Origin of the sequence: Staphylococcus sp. Marseille-Q1834 (assembly GCF_916858875.1) — a bacterium.
Classification (GTDB): Bacteria; Bacillota; Bacilli; order Staphylococcales; family Staphylococcaceae; genus Staphylococcus; species Staphylococcus pragensis.
In genome coordinates, this window is sequence record NZ_CAKASN010000001.1 from 896349 (window position 1) to 915897 (window position 19549).

Below are 19549 nucleotides of genomic sequence, written 5' to 3' on the forward strand. Positions count from 1 at the left end.
AATTTTTTTTGATTAATACATCAAGAAATATTGATTAATTAAATTTGGAGGCGTTATACTCATGTTAGATTCAATTATGGAATTTATAAAAACATTTGTGATGTTGTTTTTTGAACTATTCATACTATTTATCATCGTGAGCTTTATTGTAAGTATCATCCAGCAGATAGTTTCAGAAGAAAAAATAAAATACTTTTTAAGTAAACCTAATCAAGCTATTAATTATATTTTGGGAATGGCTTTTGGTGCGATGACACCATTTTGTTCTTGTTCTACAATTCCTATACTTGCAGGTTTATTAAATTCTAAAGTTCCATTTGGTCCTGCAATGAGTTTTTTAATTGCGTCACCTTTAATGAATCCCTTAATGATATTTATGTTATGGGCCTTATTAGGTTGGAAAGTTGCTGTTGTTTATTTTATTGTACTAGCAATCTTTAGTGTCTTAACGGGTCTAGTATTTTCAAAAATGAATTTATCTAAAAGTTATAAAGGTGTAAATGTTAAAGGCGATGGGTTTTTCGCTAATAAACATGGATCTCGTTTTAAACAAGCATTAAATGATGCTTGGGCATTCTTATATCCAATGATTCCTTACTTATTTATCGGTGTATTTATTGGTGCTTTTATATATGGCTTTGTACCCGAAACATTTATTACTAAATATGCGAGTGGAGGTGGCATTATATCCGTATTTATTGCTTCTATTATAGGTATTCCTATGTATATTAGACCTGAAACCATGTTACCTATAGCTGAAGCATTAGCTTCAAAAGGAATGTCGCTTGGGACAGTTGTTGCTTTGATCATTGGTGGTGCTGGTGCAAGTATTCCAGAAGTTGTATTATTATCGAAACTATTCAAGAAAAAATTTGTAATCTCATTCGTTATCGCCATTTTAGTTGTAGCTATTTCTACAGGTTTGATGGTGAACATCGTTATTTAAAGGAGGTGAGATAATGGGAGTCAAAGACGTATTAAAAAAATTAAAACCTCAGGAACAATCTTGTTGTTCTGTAGAAATTGAAGAAAAAAATGAAAAAAATGAAAAAGAGCAACAGGATAATAATTGTTGTTGTAACAATTAATTTAGAAGTCTGTAAAATATATGCTTCTAATAAATAAAAGAACGACAAATTCCAATGTAATAGTATGGAATTTGTCGTTCTTTCGTTTCAGTTAAGAAAAATGATGTTGTTTATTTAATATTCTTTAAGACTTATAACAAAAAGACGTTAATTAAAAACCGCATCATTAACCGATACGCAGAAGCGTACCACAAATAAAACTAAGAAATAAGGTGTGTAATATATATTGTGAAATCATTAATTGAATAAAGGAGAAAATGGTAATGACTATGTTTCGTGAGGCATTGATTTGGATTTTACTTCTAGTATTTAATTTAATAAACACATTCTTAGTACTCATAGGAAAAACACAATTGTTTAAAGCACCTTTATGGAGCACATGGTTATTATGGGGAATTGTTACAATAATTATAATAAGTGTTTTGCTCTTTAGAAAATATCTACAAAAAAAGGATTCTCTAACTAATATAAACTCCGATATTAATAAAGAATTTAAAGAGGGAGAGTTCTTCGTGCAAATGCCTTTATATATCATTGAGAATCAAAGCAATGTTATATACGGTAATGAGACTATAACTTATAAACCTGTTTTTGATAATATGTTGCATAAGATAATGAGTACTTTTGGTGTTCAAACAAAATATAGTTTGCACATGAATTCTCGTAATAATAGCGTGAAAGTAATTCGTAAAAATATTGCAGCTAATAGACACCAATATACGATTTATTTGAACAATGAAGAAGTAGGTACACTTGAAATGAAAAAATTCTTCAAAAGTGGGGGAAAACAACAAATTCCTTATACACTTAATTACAAATCTGATTTATTTGATGTAAGTAACCCATTTTTTAGTAATGAAACCAAAATCACATCTGGAAATGAAACTTTATTTACTGCAAAGCGCAGTTTTTTAGATATTTCAAAAAGTAAAAGAACTAAAAAACGTGGTGAAAAACACAATATACAAATTCTCAGTACTAAATTAAAAAAAAGAAATATTAATAGCAGTTTATTTACAATGTATTATAAACAAGCAAACACAATAAATTAAATGTAGTTGTAGTATTAGTTTAGAAGAATAATTATTTACTTATGTTTCTCTAGTGATTAACGAATAAATATTTTAGTACAAATATATCCTATTATCATAACTACTAAAATGATAGTAATGGTAAAAAACAAACCATCGTGATATAAATACCGTTGATGATTATATCACGATGCTTTTAAATACCAATTCACAAGACTTTCTCAGTTATTAACTATAAAATTAATATTTACTTTGATTAAAATTAAAAGCATCCTTCACACAAAGTGAGGGATGCTTTACTCATTTCGATATAAAATTTATTTGCAGATTATTTTTTCAAATCATCATCAAGTTTTACGAGTGTTGGTTTAGGAATATGAATGCCTTCTTCACTAAAGTACTGGATTACTTCTTTACGAAGTAAGCGTTGACCTGGGAAGTGCATTCCTGGCTTAACATGTGCTAAAAGTTTAATAATCATTTCATTACCATCAACACTATCTAAACCAAGCAATTCAGGTGCTGCTACAAACATGTCATATTTGTTTTTCAATGTTGGTAAAAACTCTAATAATTTTTCTTCTATGACTTCGTAATTCTCATTAGGAGAAAGTGGTATCATTACAATTGGAGAAACGTCTGTTGTTGAATAGTTTACTATTTCACTAATCGTACCGTTAGGCAATGTATAGATTTCTCCAGTATCTGATTGTATACTTGTTGATCTTAAACCAATCGTTTTAACTGTACCCTCTGCAATAGTTACGCCAGATGAATTAATTTGAACATAATCACTTACATCAAACTGTCCTTCAAATATAATGAAGAAACCAGTAATAATATCTTTAACAATCGTTTGTGCCCCAAAACCAACAGCGACACCAACAACTCCAGCTCCGGCTAAAATCGCTGATACACTGATGCCAAAGCGTGAGAGTATTGACGTAAGTACAATAAACCATACGACATAACTGATTAAATTTTGAAGTAATTTTGATAGTGTTTCGCTTCTTTTAATTTTATGACGATTCTTTTTCTTTCCATTAACGGTGAAAAATTTAGTAACTAACTTTCTTAATATAGCAATTACAATCATACCCATTAAGATATAAGCAATGATAATTAAAATATTAATTAACACACTTTGATAAAATTCAATTTCTGTCATAGGTTCAAACAACCTATACAATGTATTCTTTAGTTGATTCATAGTAACTTTATTACCTCCGATAAATTTTTTCTATATATAAATCTCTATAAATAATGGGTAGTAAGTCATTACTAAATATAACTAAAAAGTAAATTGTTTGCAATGTAAGAAAATTTAAATTTCAAAAGGATAATGTTTTATAAATGCGATATTTATAACTTAATTATTAGCGATGAATAAAATTTAATGTTTAAAATGTAGTTATTATATAAATGCTTATAAATTCTAAAGAAATCAGTTAAACCATTTTATATTAAAGGTGGAATATAATGTATAAATATAAAAAAAGATATATTAACTCGACTAAATCTTCTACCATATTTGATTCTAAAGGGAAAAAAGTAGGAGTTGTTCAAAAGTACTATAATAATATATTTGAAAAAATTATAGGCAATATAACTTTTGGATACTTTTTTGAGAGATACCTTTTTAAAGATGATGAAGACAAAATCATAGTAAAGTCTAGAAAATTAGTATTATCACAAAAAAGAAAATATATATTGTCTTATTTCGATGCAAATTACAAGGAATACAATGAAGTATATCTAAATAAAAAAGAAAAGTTTAATCGAGAAAAAATAGGATTGTTCGAGTATGAAAATCACCTTTTTACAGTGAGTGTAGATAAAAAAGAACATTGCAAAATGATAGATACAAAAGACAATAACGAAGTGGCTAGTTGGAATCAAAGAGGAGATTATATTTATCTTAAACTTAAAGGATCTTTTGTGGAAAAACATAAATTATTTACAATTGCTATTCTCCACACATTTTCTAATAATAATATTTACTATAACCATGCAGATATAACTCGTCCCCCTATAGGTCCACCATTAATGTAAAATACAGTATTTTTAAAGAAATATGTATCTTTATATTCAATTCAAATAAATGATAAACAAGTAATTTAGTTTACCCTTCATTAAAGAAATAGTGAAGGGGCTTTTTGAATTAATTATTATAAATAATTATGTGATTTTATATTTTGTTTTAAAAAATAGTTTTAAAACGGTCATATCATGTCACTCTAAATTCATATATTAATATAGTAAATTTAAAGTGATCTGAGGGAACTACATGAAAAAAATAGTAACAATTATTTTAACTATGATATTTATATTAACTGCTTGTGGAAATAAAGCAGAACATATGAGTAATAAGAAAGAAGTATCATTTGGAGAAATGATGAATAGTGATACAAAATGGTTTTTTGTAGTTAGTGGGGAAGATGATTCTATTGGTAAAGATAATTTAGTCCAAACAATTATAAAGTCTCATAATGGAGAAATTACTACTTACAATTTAAATAATACACCTTTATTTGACGATGAAACAATGAATGACATTACGTTAGGTAAGATTAGTAAGATGACGGATAAAGAGATAGAAGAAGCGGCTAAAAAAGGTCATAAAAGAACAATTAATAATCAAGCAATATACTCTCTAGCTTTATCTAAATATATCAAAGGTGAAAATATTTCTGATGACCATGCTATTACTGAAGAGTATAAGTTTGTAACGAAAAAAGACAGAATTGGAAAACATACTGTAGATGGAGATACTATTGAATTTTCTCAAAATGATTATGATAAGAGTATGAAATATGTGAAAGAGGCACAAAAAGAAGCAGACAATATATTTAAAAAGACTACAGAACCATATAAATTAAATATTAAGGTAACTTCAGATAGTTCAGGGAATGAAACGACTAAAGAACAATTTAATATTGGTACATTTGGTTATAGCCATTTTAACTTTTTCCAAAGTGCCGGTGCACGTAGCAAACAAGATGTATTAGATTTATTAAGCGGAAATTATACTCCTATTCATGATAGTTATGAATCATATAGTGGAGGTGGAGTTAAGAAAATATATGACACTAACTTTGCTTATATGAACAGCACTGAAAGTTCAAAGGTTAAGTTAGTCACTAAAGTTGGAGATAAAGTAGAAACTGTAAGCAATGATAAACCAACTGCGAAGTATGTTAAAGAGAGTAAAGATTAGTAAAATTTTTATAATATAAATTGAATAAAGAAATGTGAGTAATGCGTAGAGTTTTACTCACATTTCTTTATTTCAAGTGGTATTAAGCCCCGTTTGAATAAATTATACATGAGTTTGCTTATTTAATTTTCATATAGTAGCTATCTTTGCTAAATAGCTTTATCGTATTGACTAACTATCTCTTTCATTCTATCCGTAAAACTATTTACATATGTTTGAGGTGCGAGTATTTGAGCAAATGGTGCATGTTGATAAGCGATATAATAAGCATCTAATTTAGTACAAGCAATTTCAAAAATGAGCCAATCGTTTTCTTTTTCAACAGACTTTGCTTCTTCTTGATTTAATGGACGACTACTTTGAACGTTAAATATTTGCTTTAATTCATTGGCTATTCTTTTATGTATTTTAAATTTAACTAATTCTTTTGATTCAGATTTTTTCTTTGAAAACTGTTCTGCTATGTGAACATCAAATGTGTCACGAACTCTGATATTATAGAAATTATCTCTTTTTTCATAGGTTAACCAATAGTCATAGTTCATATACACTAAAGAATGAGGGGTTACAAACTCATATTTTCCTGTTTCTTTAACTTTAAAATCGACCATTTTCCCAGTTGTTATTGCTTTTTGTAAAATCATTAATTCTTGCCCAGGAAAATTACTATCATATACCTTTTCACGTATTGAAAAGTGATTTAACACACTTTTTAAAATTGTTATATTTTCAGCTTTACTGTTTGATATAAGTTGTTCGAATAATTCATAAACACTTCTATGTAACTTAGGGGTTAGACTTTTAATACTTAATAACATCCCTAATATTGCGTAACTATCACTAGTGAATGAGTTGTTTTCTAAATAATAAAATGCATTATTGTTTTTAAGCTTCAATTTAATTTTTGAGTTAATACTACGCCAAGGAGAATCTAAATCCTTAAAAAAATTATTAATTGCCTCTATGTCTCTTCTTAATGTTCTAATACTTACTTTTGTATCTTGAAGTAATTTAGATCGATTTACATTCTCACCATTTATTAATAGTAAAAAAATATATAAAAGACGTTTCTCTTTTTCCAAATTTACTTCACCTCAAACTCCACACTACATTTTTAAACGGCCATTATTTGACCGTTTAATATATTTAATTATATAAGTAAGAAATTAATCTAGGTTGATTAAATTTACCTTAAATGTAGAAAAGCACAATCATTTTTCAAAAAGTCCCTTTTATATAGTGATGTCATTAAATTAGTATCATTCTGATAGACATATTGTTTCATGCGCTTGATAATATGCTATTAATTAATGTTGTATTCCGTAATATTAAATAAAGAAATACATTATATAATATATAATTATATTATTACAATAAATAAGACATATAAAAATATATTTTATTATGTATAATTATATTATTGTTTGTATTTTCATTATTATTTAAAAATACATTACATTATTAATTGAAGGAGTATAGAAATGAAGATTGTAAAGAGTAAAGAAATCAATCATAGGCCTAAAGTAAGTGTGTTAATTAGCACATACAATAAAGAGAAGTTTATTGATACTACATTAGATAGTATTTTAAAACAAACAATGGATATGAAAGATTTTGAAGTAATTGTGGTGGATGATTGTTCTACTGATCAAACATTCGATATTGTTACTAAAAAAATAGATAGCTTTGCTAATTATAAGTTTGTTCAATTAGATGCCAATTCAGGTACTCCGGCAAAGCCACGTAATTTATCTATTGATTTAAGTAAAGGAAAATACATAATGTTTATAGATGGGGATGATTGGTTACCTGTAGGTGCTTTAGAAAAGCTATACACACTTTTAAAAACAAATAAGACAGATTATGCTACTGGGTTAACTAAATATGTGCATAGTGACCGTATTGCTAGAAGTGGAGTTGCTTTATCTAAAATTGCATATAAAAAAACAGATTTAAAATATTTTAGAAAAGCGTTTTATCATCTAGCGCCTGCTGGCCGTATGATTAAAGCTAGCGTAATTAAAAAGAATCATATTCAATTTCCAGAAATGATTTATGGAGAAGATTTACAATTTTTTGCAGAAGTATTTTTCAATACTAGACGTATTAGTACGACACAAGAGGTTGTTTATTGTGCTAATCGATACGATGATAATATTTCTTTAGTTAAATCAGAAAGTTCAACAAGTATTAATAGAATGAAATGGCAAGGCGAAGCTTACAGACATTTAATGGATAAGTATAAAAATAATAAGCTAATGCCTAATTTGCTATACCGTATTATTAATAAAGATATTTTAGAAGCTAAGTTCTATAAAAAGCGCTTTATTAATGACATTGATGAATTACTTCCTATTTTTCAAAATATTATTCATATGATAGAAGAAAATTTCAATCCTTTAGATTATGTAGATGATGATTTAAACCATCAAGCAATAAAATTAATACGTAAAGGCAATAAAGAAGAGATTATAAAATTCGTTAAATTCTATCTTAATAAAGATGATAAGTCACTTCATGAGAAAAATGACATCTATTATTATTCATTTAAAGGGTCAAATTATAAAAAAAGAATGCACCCTACATTACTAAAAATCGAGCAAGAAAACGATAAGATTTTCTTAAAATTACTTTCTAAAAACTCGGATTTAAAATATCTAGAAGTTAAAAATCGAAAAGATCCAACTCAGTTTATTGTAATAGATGTTAAGAAAAATCGTTTCAAATCCGGAGAATATAGTGTTCAGTTTAAAACTGATAACCTACCTAAAGGGAAATTAGCGCTTACTGTTTTAGATAAAGATTTAAATGGTTCAGTAATCAAATCTGGCATGCGTTTTGATTTTTATGAAACAGTTGGGGGTAATTTAGGATATATTAAGAAGTAATTAAAGTTTCAACTTATAATCATGATTTGTTTTTTGAAAATTATTTCAAATGCATTATCAAGTAGAAATATAATTGATTAAGTTTTTAGTTGATTCATTTATTTTATTAGATGTGCATAATTGAAAATGAAAAAAGTATTCTCCAAATAAATAGAAAAAAGTAAAAATGTTTTATAATAAAATTTAGTGTTTGAAATAAAGACAAAGTATTCATTGGTGTGCATCCCGAAAGTTAAACTGAAAATCTAACTTTTGGGGTGTATTTTTATGAGTTAACATTACAAATATGAAATTAAACATCAATTCCTTTTTGTTAAATAAAAAGTTTGATTAATAAAATATTGTAGATTTTGGTAATAAATGTATATAATAAATATTATTAAAAGATAATTTATTTATATTTTCAAAGTAAGAGGGGATAAATATAGTGAATAAAGGGGTAGGATTAGAAAGATATATTGAAATAGTTGTTACGTTATTCGTAATGATGGGGTTGGCCTTCTTTTTCCAATTAAATGAAGCACAGGCTTTAACTAAAGACAATTTAGAGGCTACTCACCACACGTTACATAAGGTTGCTGAACCTCAAGGCAAAAGTGTAATAAATGCGCCTAAATCTATTCAGCGTTCTACAACGCTGCCACAAAATAAGAAAGTAACTTCTAGTCAAGTATCAAAGAGCGTAGTACCAAAACCATCAAAATCACAATTACCTGCTCAAACGACAAAGACTGCAAGTAATTCAAAGAATGAGAAAACGCCTAGAATAGCTACAATCACTAAAAGTAAGCCAGTGCAACCAAGCGTTAAAACGACAGCGAAGACACTACCAAAAACAACAGCATCAACTAATAAAAATTATTATAACCAACCGCCTAAGCGATGGCCTTCAAATGTACCCGGCGGTGAGAATGTACGAGATTTCGGTCAAACGACGAAAGAGTCAGGTCTTGATGATGCTTTAAAAATCATGAAAAAATCTGGGAATAAAGGTGTGACAATTGAACATGCCAAACCAAAGGATGTTAACATTGCGACAGTATATAACTGGAATCCAACGGCCAAAACATTAACGTACGGAACAGGCACTGCGATTGGGAAGCATACTATCTTAACTGCTAATCATGTCGTGAATGATCAACGTGCGCATCGACCTCTATCACCGTCACAGCCTCAGAATATGCGAGTGAATTTATTACAAGAGGGTTCAAAAGTAGCGAAAACACTTGAGGTTTTTGGTGTCCAGATGTTACAAAATGGGGATGTAGCTTTAGTGTATACATACGAGGATATTTCGAAATACATGCCGATACGCAAAATTGCATCTGAGAAGACAATTAAGTCATTGAAAGCAAATACACCTATTCATATGTATCATTATGGTGCGCCATCAGGGCAGTATAAAAACGATCCTGCAGGAACGATGTACCATTCTAAAGGTAAATACTCTATGATCGCACGTAATGTTAATCCTATTGGTTATTATCAAATGATGGCTGAACCAGGTTCGTCTGGAGCTGCTGTGTTAAATGATAAGAACGAAGTGTTAGGTATTCATGCATTTAGAGTGGACTCAGGAGAGTATAAGAAATATCATTTAAACACGATGGCGGAAATTAGAGGAAATTTACGTAAGGAAATCCTTGATAATATTGTGTAGAGTGAGTAAATTTAAGATTGATTTTAAATAATTTATGCGAGGCATCATTAAAAGACTAAGTCTTTTGATGATGTCTTTTTTTATTTACAGTTTTCATATAAAGTTTACAAAACTTTATATAGTATAACATTGCATATTTTGTAATATAACTGTAATATTGTAATCGAAGGGTAATATGAATTTTGGACTTGCTACTATTCAATTTATATCAAAAGGAGAAGAACTATGAAAAAACTTACAAAAATTACATTGTCATCTGTAGTAGCCCTTGGAACATTATTTGGAGTAGGATATTCAGTTGATAACCTTCATGTAAATGAAGCATATGCAGCTCAAAATCAAACTGGACAACCTTATTATAATTATAACGGTTATGCAGCAAAAGGTACGCCTTCTTTCGTTTTAGATCCAGCGTTTATTAATGCTTTAAAATACGACAATTTTAAAATCAATGGTGTGAAAATCCCTTACACAACCGGCAAAAAAGCGCTTCCTAATGAAATTAAAAATGTTCAAAAATATGACCAAACATTTGCAATTACAAACTCTAATGGAACAGTAGCAAGATTTGTATCATTTAATGCAAATGGTAAATTGACAACGAAACAATTAATGAATGCATATGGAAATAAATTGAAATTAGTAAATAGTTCTCAAGATGTAAAAGTGTATGTATATAATCCTAACAAACAACATTATGGTATTGCTTTCTACACTAACAATGGTAAAGTTCAAAATATTATGATTGGTCATTTTGCAGTATAAGTTTAAAGTGCGGATCTCTACAACTATAAAAATTAGCTATGAAAAATCTATGACTATAGATTTCTTCGTAGCTTTTTTAGTGTTAGTGTTTTCGATTCTAATATATTGGAGATAATAGCTTATTATTTCTAATAGATCGTAATATAAAGATTTATATAGATGAAGGTTAAATCACTTTCAAAAATTGGTAGCGCCCTTTAAAAAATCAAGGAGGCATCTCTTATTTAGTAACAGTTATTATGGGGAAGGCAATTCTTATTATAAGAGTAGTTTCAAATGGATATTCTAAAGAATGATTTTAGGAGGTCATTTTATCAAAGTAAGTGATTACATAAATTGTATTGAAAATAAAAAATACAAACTGTTATATCGAAATTTAGATAAAGAATTTAAAAGTAAAATAAAAAAACGCCAGCTAAAAAAGATTATCTTGAATTATAAAGGTCATTCCCATGAATTGTTCAATCAACTAGAGCTAAATAATTCAGTTCGTTGCATTTATTTAAGTAAAGATTATAAATGAGAATTGCCATAACCATTCATAAAGTAACTAAAAAAATATTAGGTTTATTACTCGTACCTATTAATAAAGAAAAAGAGCAATTCTTTACTGATTTGAACTATTTCATGCCTATTGATAAAGAATGGAAAGTTGTTTGGGGCGACGATACCTTATTAACTAATTATCATAGCAACATTTCATCTCAAAAATATGCTTATGATTTACTGATTGAGAAAGAAAATAAAACTTATTCTGATGAAGGCAAACATAACGAAGACTATTTTGCATATAATCAAAATATTGTTGCCCCACACGCCGGCGTAGTTGTTGATGTACGTAGCAATATTAAAGACAATCAACCAGGAGTAATGAATGAAAAACAGTTATTAGGAAACTATGTGATTATACGTCATGGAGAACAAGAGTATAGTTTAATAGCACATTTTATGCCTAACTCTATAGTAGTGACGCCTGGTCAAAGCGTTAAAAGTGGTGACCTTTTAGGTAGGTGCGGTAATTCAGGTCATTCTTCTGAACCACATATCCATTTTCAAGTGATGACTACACCTTTATTGAGTGAGGATTGTTTATCAAAGAAAATTAAATTTGAAAATTTAAAGAGTCCACTTAGTGATGACATAGTCACTGGAAGGATTAGTACTAAAACATAAAATTTACTATGTTCTGACTAAATTATTCTTAAGAAAAGTTTAAAAATCTAAGGAATTGAAGGGTAATTATAGTATTAACATAGTTCAAAAAAAGGAGCGTTACTTTTGGAAGAAATTAATATATTAGAAGATAAAGATTTAGCGAATAAACTTGCAATATACTCTTATATTAGTTTTGTAATTTTTGGGATTATATTCTATATAATTATGAAATTTGCAGATGCCCCTAGATTCTTTGATTCAATATTATTCAATGCACTTTTTGTAATTATTCTCTTAATACTTATGTTTGCAATATATGAATGTATTCATGGCATATTTTTTAAAATATTCTCACCTGAGAATAAGGTTTATTTTGGGGCAACTAAAGGTATGATTTATTGTGCGATACCAGGAGGCACATTTACGCCATTAACTTTTACAATTAGTAGTATTGCGCCTTTTATAATTATCACAGCTATATTCATAGTCACTTTATTTTTAGGATGGTTTCCAAGAGGTCTCTTTTTCTTCTTTGCTACATTTCATGCAGGATGTTGCATAGGTGACTTTTATTGGGTTTGGAAAATGATTAAGGCGCCTAAACATTCAACTATTGAGACGACTAATAAAGGTATTATCATTCGCTAAAAAACTTTTATTAATATTATATATATAATAAATTGGACTAATGCCAAAATCATTAGTCCAATTTTTTCATATTTTTAAGCTGCTACACTTTCATCTATTTAATTATCTATACTCTCTCTTAAAAAGATGATATCTGCCATTTCTTCTATAATCTTTAAAATAAAAAAGGAAGGTCATTATTCACTCCAATTATCATATAAAAATTTCAATGCGTAATCTAAAATACATAAAAATTAATAGTTGCAATATCAAAAAGTAAGTATTTGAATTATTTTGAATTTACATAAAAATATATTATATAATGAAATTTAGCTATGATTTTTTAAATTTAAACATAAAAATTCATGGTTTAGTATGTAAAAGGGAGAATGTAGATGAGAGTTTATACATCGATTATTTTTTGGATGAGGGCAATCGCTTGTTTAAGTGTTGTGATGATTCATACAATAACAACGACTTTTTATAAATTTGATATGCCAAATGAAGGTTATTTATTAAGAGTTTTTCAATTATTGTTATTGTATGCTACGCCAATGTTTGTTTTCATTTCAGAATTTTTATTAGCTAAACAATATAAAACTAAAGTTAAAGAAAACTTCTTTAAACAAAAATTATTCACTTTAGGAATACCATACATCATTATTAATATGGGTCTTGCTTATGTATATGGCCATCCGAAAAATTTCCAAGATTATTTAGAATCTGTTGGTTTTATGATGTTTCATGGGGGCACGTTAACATATTTTATTGTTATCATTTTTCAGTTTTATTTATTACATGTATTATTTGCCAAGTATCTCGTGAAACTTAATCCAATAAAGTTAATTATATATTCATTAGTGATTACGTCTTTATTTTGGGCTATGAGAAACTTTATAGATGCACCCGAAAATATTTGGTTTAATTGGCTTTGGCAAAGAGAAGGATGGATGTTATTCATTGGATGGCTAAGTTACTTCTTATTAGGTTTCTATATGGGATACTATTATGAAACAATGATGAACCGAATTCAAAAATACACCTTACATATTGTGATTGGTACGATTGTAGTAACGATAATTGTTATATTTAACTACTTATCTGGTATTTTAACATTAGTTGATTCTAAACGTTTTGATACACCTATTTATATAACGATGGTTATTTTATTATTCTTATTATTATCGTCGTATATTAAATATGTTCCAAGATTTGTTATCTTTATTAGTAATTATTCATTTTCAATTTATTTAATTCATTATTTCTTTGTACATAGATTAGGATTGTTACATGAGCATCCATTTTTTAATATTATTTTTACATTTACATTAACTGTAACTTTCTCTGTATGTATAGCTTATGTTATGAATTTAAGTAAATACGGCAAGTATATTGTTGGCGGTATTGGGAAAATGAAGTATGAAAAATTCTATCAAAGTTATAAACAAAATTTAGTGGACTAGAACTATGAAAAAAGAATAGATACATTAGTTTTAAATATCCTGTGTATATAAAGGGCATTTTTGAAATAATGTAAGTAAATAAAAACACCTTACTAAGTTGAATTTAATCAAACTTAATAAGGTGTTTTGTCATATTTTTAAGCTTCATCCATTTGAGCTTCAAATTCGTCTAATAATGCACGAGCTTCTTCTACTGTTTCAGTGCTCATCAATTGATGGCGTAGTTGGCTTGCGCCTTTAATACCACGTACGTAGATTTTAAAGAATCTGCGTAGAGCTTTGAATTGTTGTGTTTCTTCAGTGGAATGCTTTTCAAATAATGTTAAATGTAATCTGAATAAGTCTAGTAGTTCTTTGCTTGTATGTTCGCGGGGTTCTTTTTCAAAGGCAAAAGGATTGTGGAAAATGCCTCTACCGATCATTACACCGTCAATGCCATATTTATTGGCAAGTTCTAGACCTTTCTGTCTGTCTGGGATATCACCATTAATCGTTAATAATGTATTTGGTGCGATTTCGTCGCGCATTTCTTTAATAGCGGCGATTAATTCCCAGTGGGCATCTACTTTACTCATTTCTTTACGAGTACGAAGGTGAATAGATAGGTTTGCGATGTCTTGTTTGAAAACGTGTTTTAACCATTCTTTCCACTCATCTATTTCATAATAACCTAGACGTGTTTTAACACTTACTGGTAAGCCGCCTGCTTTAGTGGCTTGAATGATTTCAGCTGCAACTTCAGGTCGTAGAATTAATCCTGAACCTTTACCTTTTTTTGCAACATTGGCTACGGGACATCCCATGTTTAAATCAATACCTTTAAAGCCCATTTCTGCTAAACCGATACTCATTTCTCGGAATTGCTCTGGCTTGTCGCCCCAAATGTGAGCGACCATAGGCTGTTCATCTTCACTAAATGTTAAGCGACCTCTAACGCTGTGTATGCCTTCTGGATGGCAAAAGCTTTCTGTATTTGTAAACTCAGTGAAGAAGACGTCTGGTCTAGCTGCTTCACTAACCACGTGACGAAAGACGATATCTGTCACGTCTTCCATAGGTGCCAAAATAAAAAATGGACGTGGCAATTCACTCCAAAAATTTTCTTTCATAATATATTTAAACCTTCTTCTTTATTAATATCTCTAATTTTTATGCATGATGATATTACCACAAATGGTGAACTTATACAAAAGGAATTTTATGAGAAATAAGGTTGAAGAGGGGCGTCTACGAGTAGTCTAAAATATGAATTTTAGTACTTATATGAAAAAGAAAATATAAGATACTAATGTCTAATAATTTACTATGATATAAAATAAGCTAAGGTACTATAAATTAGTATCTTAGCTATTTAATACTACCTATGCCTTCTAATGTTTCATGATATGGTCGTGTTAGTTCATTACATGAGACAACTTTTCCATTTTCATTAAAAGTAAATTCTGCGTATACCTCTATTTTCCCGATAAAACCATCTTTTTTCTCAACAACAACATCATAACGAAGAAAAACTATATTTTGAGTTTCATCGATAAGCATTGTTTTAAAAGAGTCGATTGATAATGTACTTACTATTTCTTTAAGTTTTTCTAAATGAGCGGTGAACTCGTTAATATTTGAAGTTTGATGATCAGTAGTTTGTATATAATTAGGAGCGAAATAACTATTAATTTTTTTAGTATCTAGGTTGATTAATATATCTTCATATAGTTGTTCAATAGTAACTTTTAAGCTTTCTTTATTCATGACAAATCTCCTTTACTAAACATATTCATTCCATTTCATGTGTAGAGCTTGAAATTATTACATTAAGAAAAAACATCCAGCACAAATTAAAAAGTGTTGGATGCTTTTTAAATAATATTAGCTTACTTCTTTATTATGTTATTAATGAGATGAATTTTTGCGTTTAAATGTGAAGAATACGCCAACTGCTAGGATAAGTGCGCCAATAGCTGTAGTAGCTAAAATAGAAGTTTCTTTAACCCCTGTATTAGGAAGAGCTTGTTTGTGTTCTTTAGTTGTTTGTTGTTGAGCGTGATTAGTTTGTTGGCTTTGATTCTCAGTTTGATTGTTTAACATTTCGCTACCGCCGTGGTTAACGCCGTTCTCATCCACATTTGTTTGGTAGAAATTGCCGTCTTTAGTTAAAGGTAAAGCATGTCCGTTATTATCTCTAACAGCATTTGGTTTGAAAGAACCTTCTGGGACCGTAATTGTAGTGCTATATTTGTCAGCAATATCTTGAGTAGCATCGTTTAAAGCCAATTGATATTGTTGTTGAGATACACTGTTTGGATTAGGAACGTTTTGTTCAAGTTCTGCATACTGTTCATTTGTCATGCCTTGAGGTGGAATACCGCCATAAGGACGTTCACCTTGGGTAGTTTGTTGACTTTGAGTCGTCGTAGAATCAGTTGCTGCATCATTAGTCGCTGCATATGTAGTATGAGTCGAAACACCTGTTAATAATGTAGTTGTTAATGCAAATGTACCTAATTTGAATTTATTGTTCATTTAATTCCATCTCCTTTTTATAGTTTTGTTACATTTATATCGTTTCATTATTACAAATATATTTCAATAATATTTCTAAAATTTTACAAAAGATTTACAATTAAATATATTTTATTTTTAAAATTTTTAATATAGATTAACTTGAATTATTAATTCATACATCAAATATTTAGAAGTAAATATTCATCTCATAGTTAGATTTAATATATTAAAATTTATTTGCATAGGAGTTTAAATTAATTCTAAGAAATGTAGAGAAATCAAATCATTTCTTAAACATTTTTCTTCTATATACTTGTATGTTTAGATATTATTAACTAAACACTGTTCATATTGGCTTACTTTATGAGATTAACCTCATACCATAAAGCGCCAAATATAAAAATTTTTAACATCTAAATTTGTAATTTTTGAAATTTAAAGGGGTTTTGACCTTGAATAATATAGATAAAACATGGGTTCCTTTTTATAAAACATTAGCTTCTGAATTATTAAATTATCGCCATCGTCGTGGTCAGTTAATAAGAATGATAGAGATGATATATGAAAGAGCAGGAATCAAACTGCCAACGCTTGAGAAAAACAATGAGCTGATTGATATTGATCCGTTTACAATTTTTGCGTTATTTAATAAAGCATCTATGCGAGATGTGAATAAGATTAAGATCTTAAATGAATTGGCGCTCTATTTTGATATCAAAACTCAGGTACCAACAAGCTTTTATAGTATTCCTACAGTTAATAATATGAGTGCGACATTTTATGCGTTTGATGGAAAGCGTAATGCCGATGATATCGATAATTTGTGGGCGTTATTTGAGAGTGCTTTGAAATATGCACAAAAACAGAACGACGATAAGAGAATTAATTTTATTGAAAAGTTTAATATGGTTATTGTTCAACCAGAAATTGGTAATAGCAAGCTAACGAGTGGTTTGTATTGGATTGCGCCAGAAACGTTTGCGAATTATGATTCTCTTACAAAAAGTTATATCTTTGAAACGAATCAAATACCAGCTCAATTTATTAATAAAGAGCTTGAACCTAAAGGTAAGTTGAGTGGTGAGAACTATTTAGCCATTATAGATATGTTAAAAGCGTTTTTATCTAGTGGCGAAACAGCAGTAGACAATTTTATTGATTTCAGCCATGAAGTTTGGGTTTATTCAAAAGAAAAACCTATAGTGCCAGACCCACCGCCTAAATCTCCACCTTACACAAAAGACGACTTATTGAACGACGTATTTATGACTGAAAGCAATTATGACCGCCTCGTACGTCTAGTGAAAAGAAAGAAAAATGTCATTTTACAGGGACCGCCGGGTGTAGGTAAAACGTATGTAGCGAAGCGTTTAGCGTATTCAATGATGGGCATTAAAGATGCGTCACGTGTTAAATTAATTCAATTTCATCAAAGTTACGCTTATGAAGATTTTATTATGGGTTACAGACCGACTAATGAAGGTTTTGAGCTTTCTACAGGGGCTTTTTATGATTTCTGTAAAGTTGCTGAACAAGATTTAGATAATGATTATTTCTTTATTATTGATGAAATTAATCGCGGTAATCTAAGTAAAATCTTTGGCGAACTTTTCATGTTAATCGAGAACGACAAGAGAGGTTTAGAAGTAGAGTTGTTATATACGAACAAATCATTTTCTGTGCCTGAGAATCTCTATATTATAGGGATGATGAACACGGCTGACCGTAGTTTAGCAATTCTTGATTATGCATTGCGTCGAAGATTTGCATTTTATGATATGAAACCTGCCTTTGAAAATGAGAAATTTAAAGACTATCAAGAAAGCTTAAATAGCGCAGAGTTTGATGCATTAATTCAATGTATTGAAGCATTGAACAATGACATTGTCCAAGATGATATGTTGGGCGAAAGCTTCGTAATCGGTCACAGTTATTTTAGTAACTTTGAAAATGTTACTACTACTGAGTTATCGGATATTATCGAATTTGAAATTTTACCATTACTCAACGAATATTGGTTTGATGACCCGTCGAAAGTCGACATGTGGGCGGAGAAGTTAAGGAATGCGATTGAGTTATGATCAAGATTCAAAATATTTATTATATGTTGTCGTATGCGTTCACCATTTTAAATAAAAAGGGTTATCAAAAATTAGCGACTGAAGAATTTGAGAATATTGCTGATTTGTATGCAGCCATTCTGATTAAAGGTGTTTCAACTCAATTAAAAAATGGTTTGCATCACGAATATGTAGAATACAACGATAGTTTAAAAGTATTAAGAGGGAAAATAAATGTCACTCAATCTATACAGAATCTAGATATGATGAACAAGAGAATGAATTGTACATATGAAGAATTCTCTATTAATACGTACATGAACCAAATATTAAAAACAACGATGATTACGTTGCTAAATGTGGAAATTTCGAAAGAGAGAAAGAAGAATCTTAAAAGATTGCTATTATATTTTGATAAAGTTGATACGATAGATTATCGTAATATTCAATGGAATTTCAGTTTTACGCGTAATAATCAGACATATAAGATGCTGTTATCTATATGCAAGTTGATTTATGACGGCGTGCTTCAATCTGAAAAGAGTGGCAATAAACAGTTAATGACATTTGAAGATGAGCAACAAATGTCGCGTTTATACGAGAAGTTTATACTTGAATACTATAAAAAGGAATTTCCACAGTTAACGGTAACGGCTTCACACATCCCTTGGTCAATTGAGGAAGCTTCCAGTCTTGAAATGTTACCCATTATGAAAAGTGATATCATGATAACGTATAATAAGCGATGTTTAATAATTGATGCTAAATATTATAAAAACACGTTAAATAACTATTTTGAAACTAAGAAACTTCATTCTGCTAATTTATATCAAATATTTACTTATGTAAAAAATCAATCTGTGAATTTAAAAGAGAAAGATATTACAGTTTCTGGCATGTTACTTTATGCTAAAACTGATGAGAACGTCATTCCAGATGATACGTTTCAAATGAGTGGGAATCAAGTAAGCGTAAAGACACTAGATTTAAACCAGGATTTCAAAGTAATAACAAAACAGTTGAATCAAATTGTAGAGAAAACTTTCAATTTAACATAAAGCATCTGACATGTATGGTCTTGTCGGGTGCTTTTTCT

The 19549-nt window shown here is 29.1% G+C and carries 18 protein-coding genes; 13 read left to right on the plus strand and 5 right to left on the minus strand.

Annotation, left to right across the window (positions count from 1 at the left end):
• The first annotated feature begins 61 nt into the window (after positions 1 to 61).
• From LIX58_RS04520 to LIX58_RS04525, 3 genes are all read left to right on the plus strand, one after another.
• Positions 62 to 946: a permease gene (locus tag LIX58_RS04520; protein ID WP_049335230.1), complete on the plus strand. Its 885-nt coding sequence runs from the start codon at positions 62 to 64 to the stop codon at positions 944 to 946.
• A gap of 13 nt (positions 947 to 959) precedes the next feature.
• Complete coding sequence (locus LIX58_RS12555) at positions 960 to 1088, plus strand: hypothetical protein (RefSeq protein WP_017175598.1); 129 nt, start codon at positions 960 to 962, stop codon at positions 1086 to 1088.
• A gap of 263 nt (positions 1089 to 1351) precedes the next feature.
• A complete protein-coding gene (locus LIX58_RS04525; RefSeq protein WP_226386126.1) occupies positions 1352 to 2140 on the plus strand; it encodes a hypothetical protein in 789 nt (262 codons plus the stop codon).
• Positions 2141 to 2447: 307 nt separating this feature from the next.
• Here LIX58_RS04525 and LIX58_RS04530 read toward each other — a convergent pair whose 3' ends face one another.
• Entirely contained in the window at positions 2448 to 3329 is an 882-nt protein-coding gene (locus LIX58_RS04530; protein ID WP_154836924.1) for a mechanosensitive ion channel family protein, read from the minus strand.
• Between the two features lie 269 nt (positions 3330 to 3598).
• Between LIX58_RS04530 and LIX58_RS04535 the strand changes: the two genes are divergently transcribed.
• On the plus strand, positions 3599 to 4171 hold the full coding sequence (locus LIX58_RS04535; RefSeq protein ID WP_226386127.1) for a hypothetical protein: 573 nt from the start codon (positions 3599 to 3601) through the stop codon (positions 4169 to 4171).
• A gap of 235 nt (positions 4172 to 4406) precedes the next feature.
• Complete coding sequence (locus LIX58_RS04540) at positions 4407 to 5336, plus strand: hypothetical protein (RefSeq protein WP_154836926.1); 930 nt, start codon at positions 4407 to 4409, stop codon at positions 5334 to 5336.
• A 149-nt stretch (positions 5337 to 5485) separates the two neighbouring features.
• On the opposite strand, the gene LIX58_RS04545 is transcribed toward LIX58_RS04540, so the two are convergent.
• On the minus strand, positions 5486 to 6418 hold the full coding sequence (locus tag LIX58_RS04545) for a helix-turn-helix transcriptional regulator (protein WP_154836928.1): 933 nt from the start codon (positions 6416 to 6418) through the stop codon (positions 5486 to 5488).
• A gap of 399 nt (positions 6419 to 6817) precedes the next feature.
• Between LIX58_RS04545 and LIX58_RS04550 the strand changes: the two genes are divergently transcribed.
• The 6 genes from LIX58_RS04550 (at position 6818) to LIX58_RS04575 (ending at position 13894) form a co-directional block, all read left to right on the plus strand.
• Positions 6818 to 8224: a glycosyltransferase family 2 protein gene (locus LIX58_RS04550; RefSeq protein WP_226386128.1), complete on the plus strand. Its 1407-nt coding sequence runs from the start codon at positions 6818 to 6820 to the stop codon at positions 8222 to 8224.
• 427 nt (positions 8225 to 8651) lie between these two features.
• A complete protein-coding gene (locus tag LIX58_RS04555) occupies positions 8652 to 9884 on the plus strand; it encodes a trypsin-like serine peptidase (protein WP_413470802.1) in 1233 nt (410 codons plus the stop codon).
• 225 nt (positions 9885 to 10109) lie between these two features.
• Positions 10110 to 10649 carry an immunodominant staphylococcal antigen IsaB family protein gene (gene isaB / locus LIX58_RS04560; protein WP_154836930.1) on the plus strand — a complete coding sequence of 180 codons (540 nt, stop codon included), beginning with the start codon at positions 10110 to 10112 and terminating at the stop codon, positions 10647 to 10649.
• A gap of 519 nt (positions 10650 to 11168) precedes the next feature.
• Entirely contained in the window at positions 11169 to 11822 is a 654-nt protein-coding gene (locus LIX58_RS04565; RefSeq protein ID WP_154836932.1) for a M23 family metallopeptidase, read from the plus strand.
• A 105-nt stretch (positions 11823 to 11927) separates the two neighbouring features.
• The gene (locus LIX58_RS04570; protein ID WP_154836934.1) at positions 11928 to 12452 is read left to right on the plus strand and encodes a DUF3267 domain-containing protein; all 525 of its coding nucleotides are present in this window, start codon (positions 11928 to 11930) and stop codon (positions 12450 to 12452) included.
• 374 nt (positions 12453 to 12826) lie between these two features.
• The gene (locus LIX58_RS04575) at positions 12827 to 13894 is read left to right on the plus strand and encodes an acyltransferase family protein (RefSeq protein ID WP_154836936.1); all 1068 of its coding nucleotides are present in this window, start codon (positions 12827 to 12829) and stop codon (positions 13892 to 13894) included.
• Between the two features lie 137 nt (positions 13895 to 14031).
• On the opposite strand, the gene LIX58_RS04580 is transcribed toward LIX58_RS04575, so the two are convergent.
• From LIX58_RS04580 to LIX58_RS04590, 3 genes are all read right to left on the minus strand, one after another.
• The gene (locus tag LIX58_RS04580; protein ID WP_154836938.1) at positions 14032 to 15003 is read right to left on the minus strand and encodes a tRNA dihydrouridine synthase; all 972 of its coding nucleotides are present in this window, start codon (positions 15001 to 15003) and stop codon (positions 14032 to 14034) included.
• A gap of 238 nt (positions 15004 to 15241) precedes the next feature.
• A complete protein-coding gene (locus LIX58_RS04585; RefSeq protein WP_154836940.1) occupies positions 15242 to 15640 on the minus strand; it encodes a nuclear transport factor 2 family protein in 399 nt (132 codons plus the stop codon).
• 141 nt (positions 15641 to 15781) lie between these two features.
• The gene (locus LIX58_RS04590) at positions 15782 to 16411 is read right to left on the minus strand and encodes an LPXTG cell wall anchor domain-containing protein (protein WP_226386129.1); all 630 of its coding nucleotides are present in this window, start codon (positions 16409 to 16411) and stop codon (positions 15782 to 15784) included.
• Positions 16412 to 16845: 434 nt separating this feature from the next.
• Here LIX58_RS04590 and LIX58_RS04595 point away from each other — a divergent pair, with 434 nt between their 5' ends.
• Together LIX58_RS04595 and mcrC are read left to right on the plus strand one after the other, a co-directional pair.
• On the plus strand, positions 16846 to 18474 hold the full coding sequence (locus LIX58_RS04595; protein WP_226386130.1) for an AAA family ATPase: 1629 nt from the start codon (positions 16846 to 16848) through the stop codon (positions 18472 to 18474).
• Positions 18471 to 19511, plus strand: coding sequence for a 5-methylcytosine-specific restriction endonuclease system specificity protein McrC (mcrC, locus tag LIX58_RS04600; RefSeq protein ID WP_154836944.1), 1041 nt, complete (start codon positions 18471 to 18473; stop codon positions 19509 to 19511). The genes LIX58_RS04595 and mcrC overlap by 4 nt, the downstream gene beginning before the upstream one ends.
• Positions 19512 to 19549 lie beyond the last annotated feature (38 nt).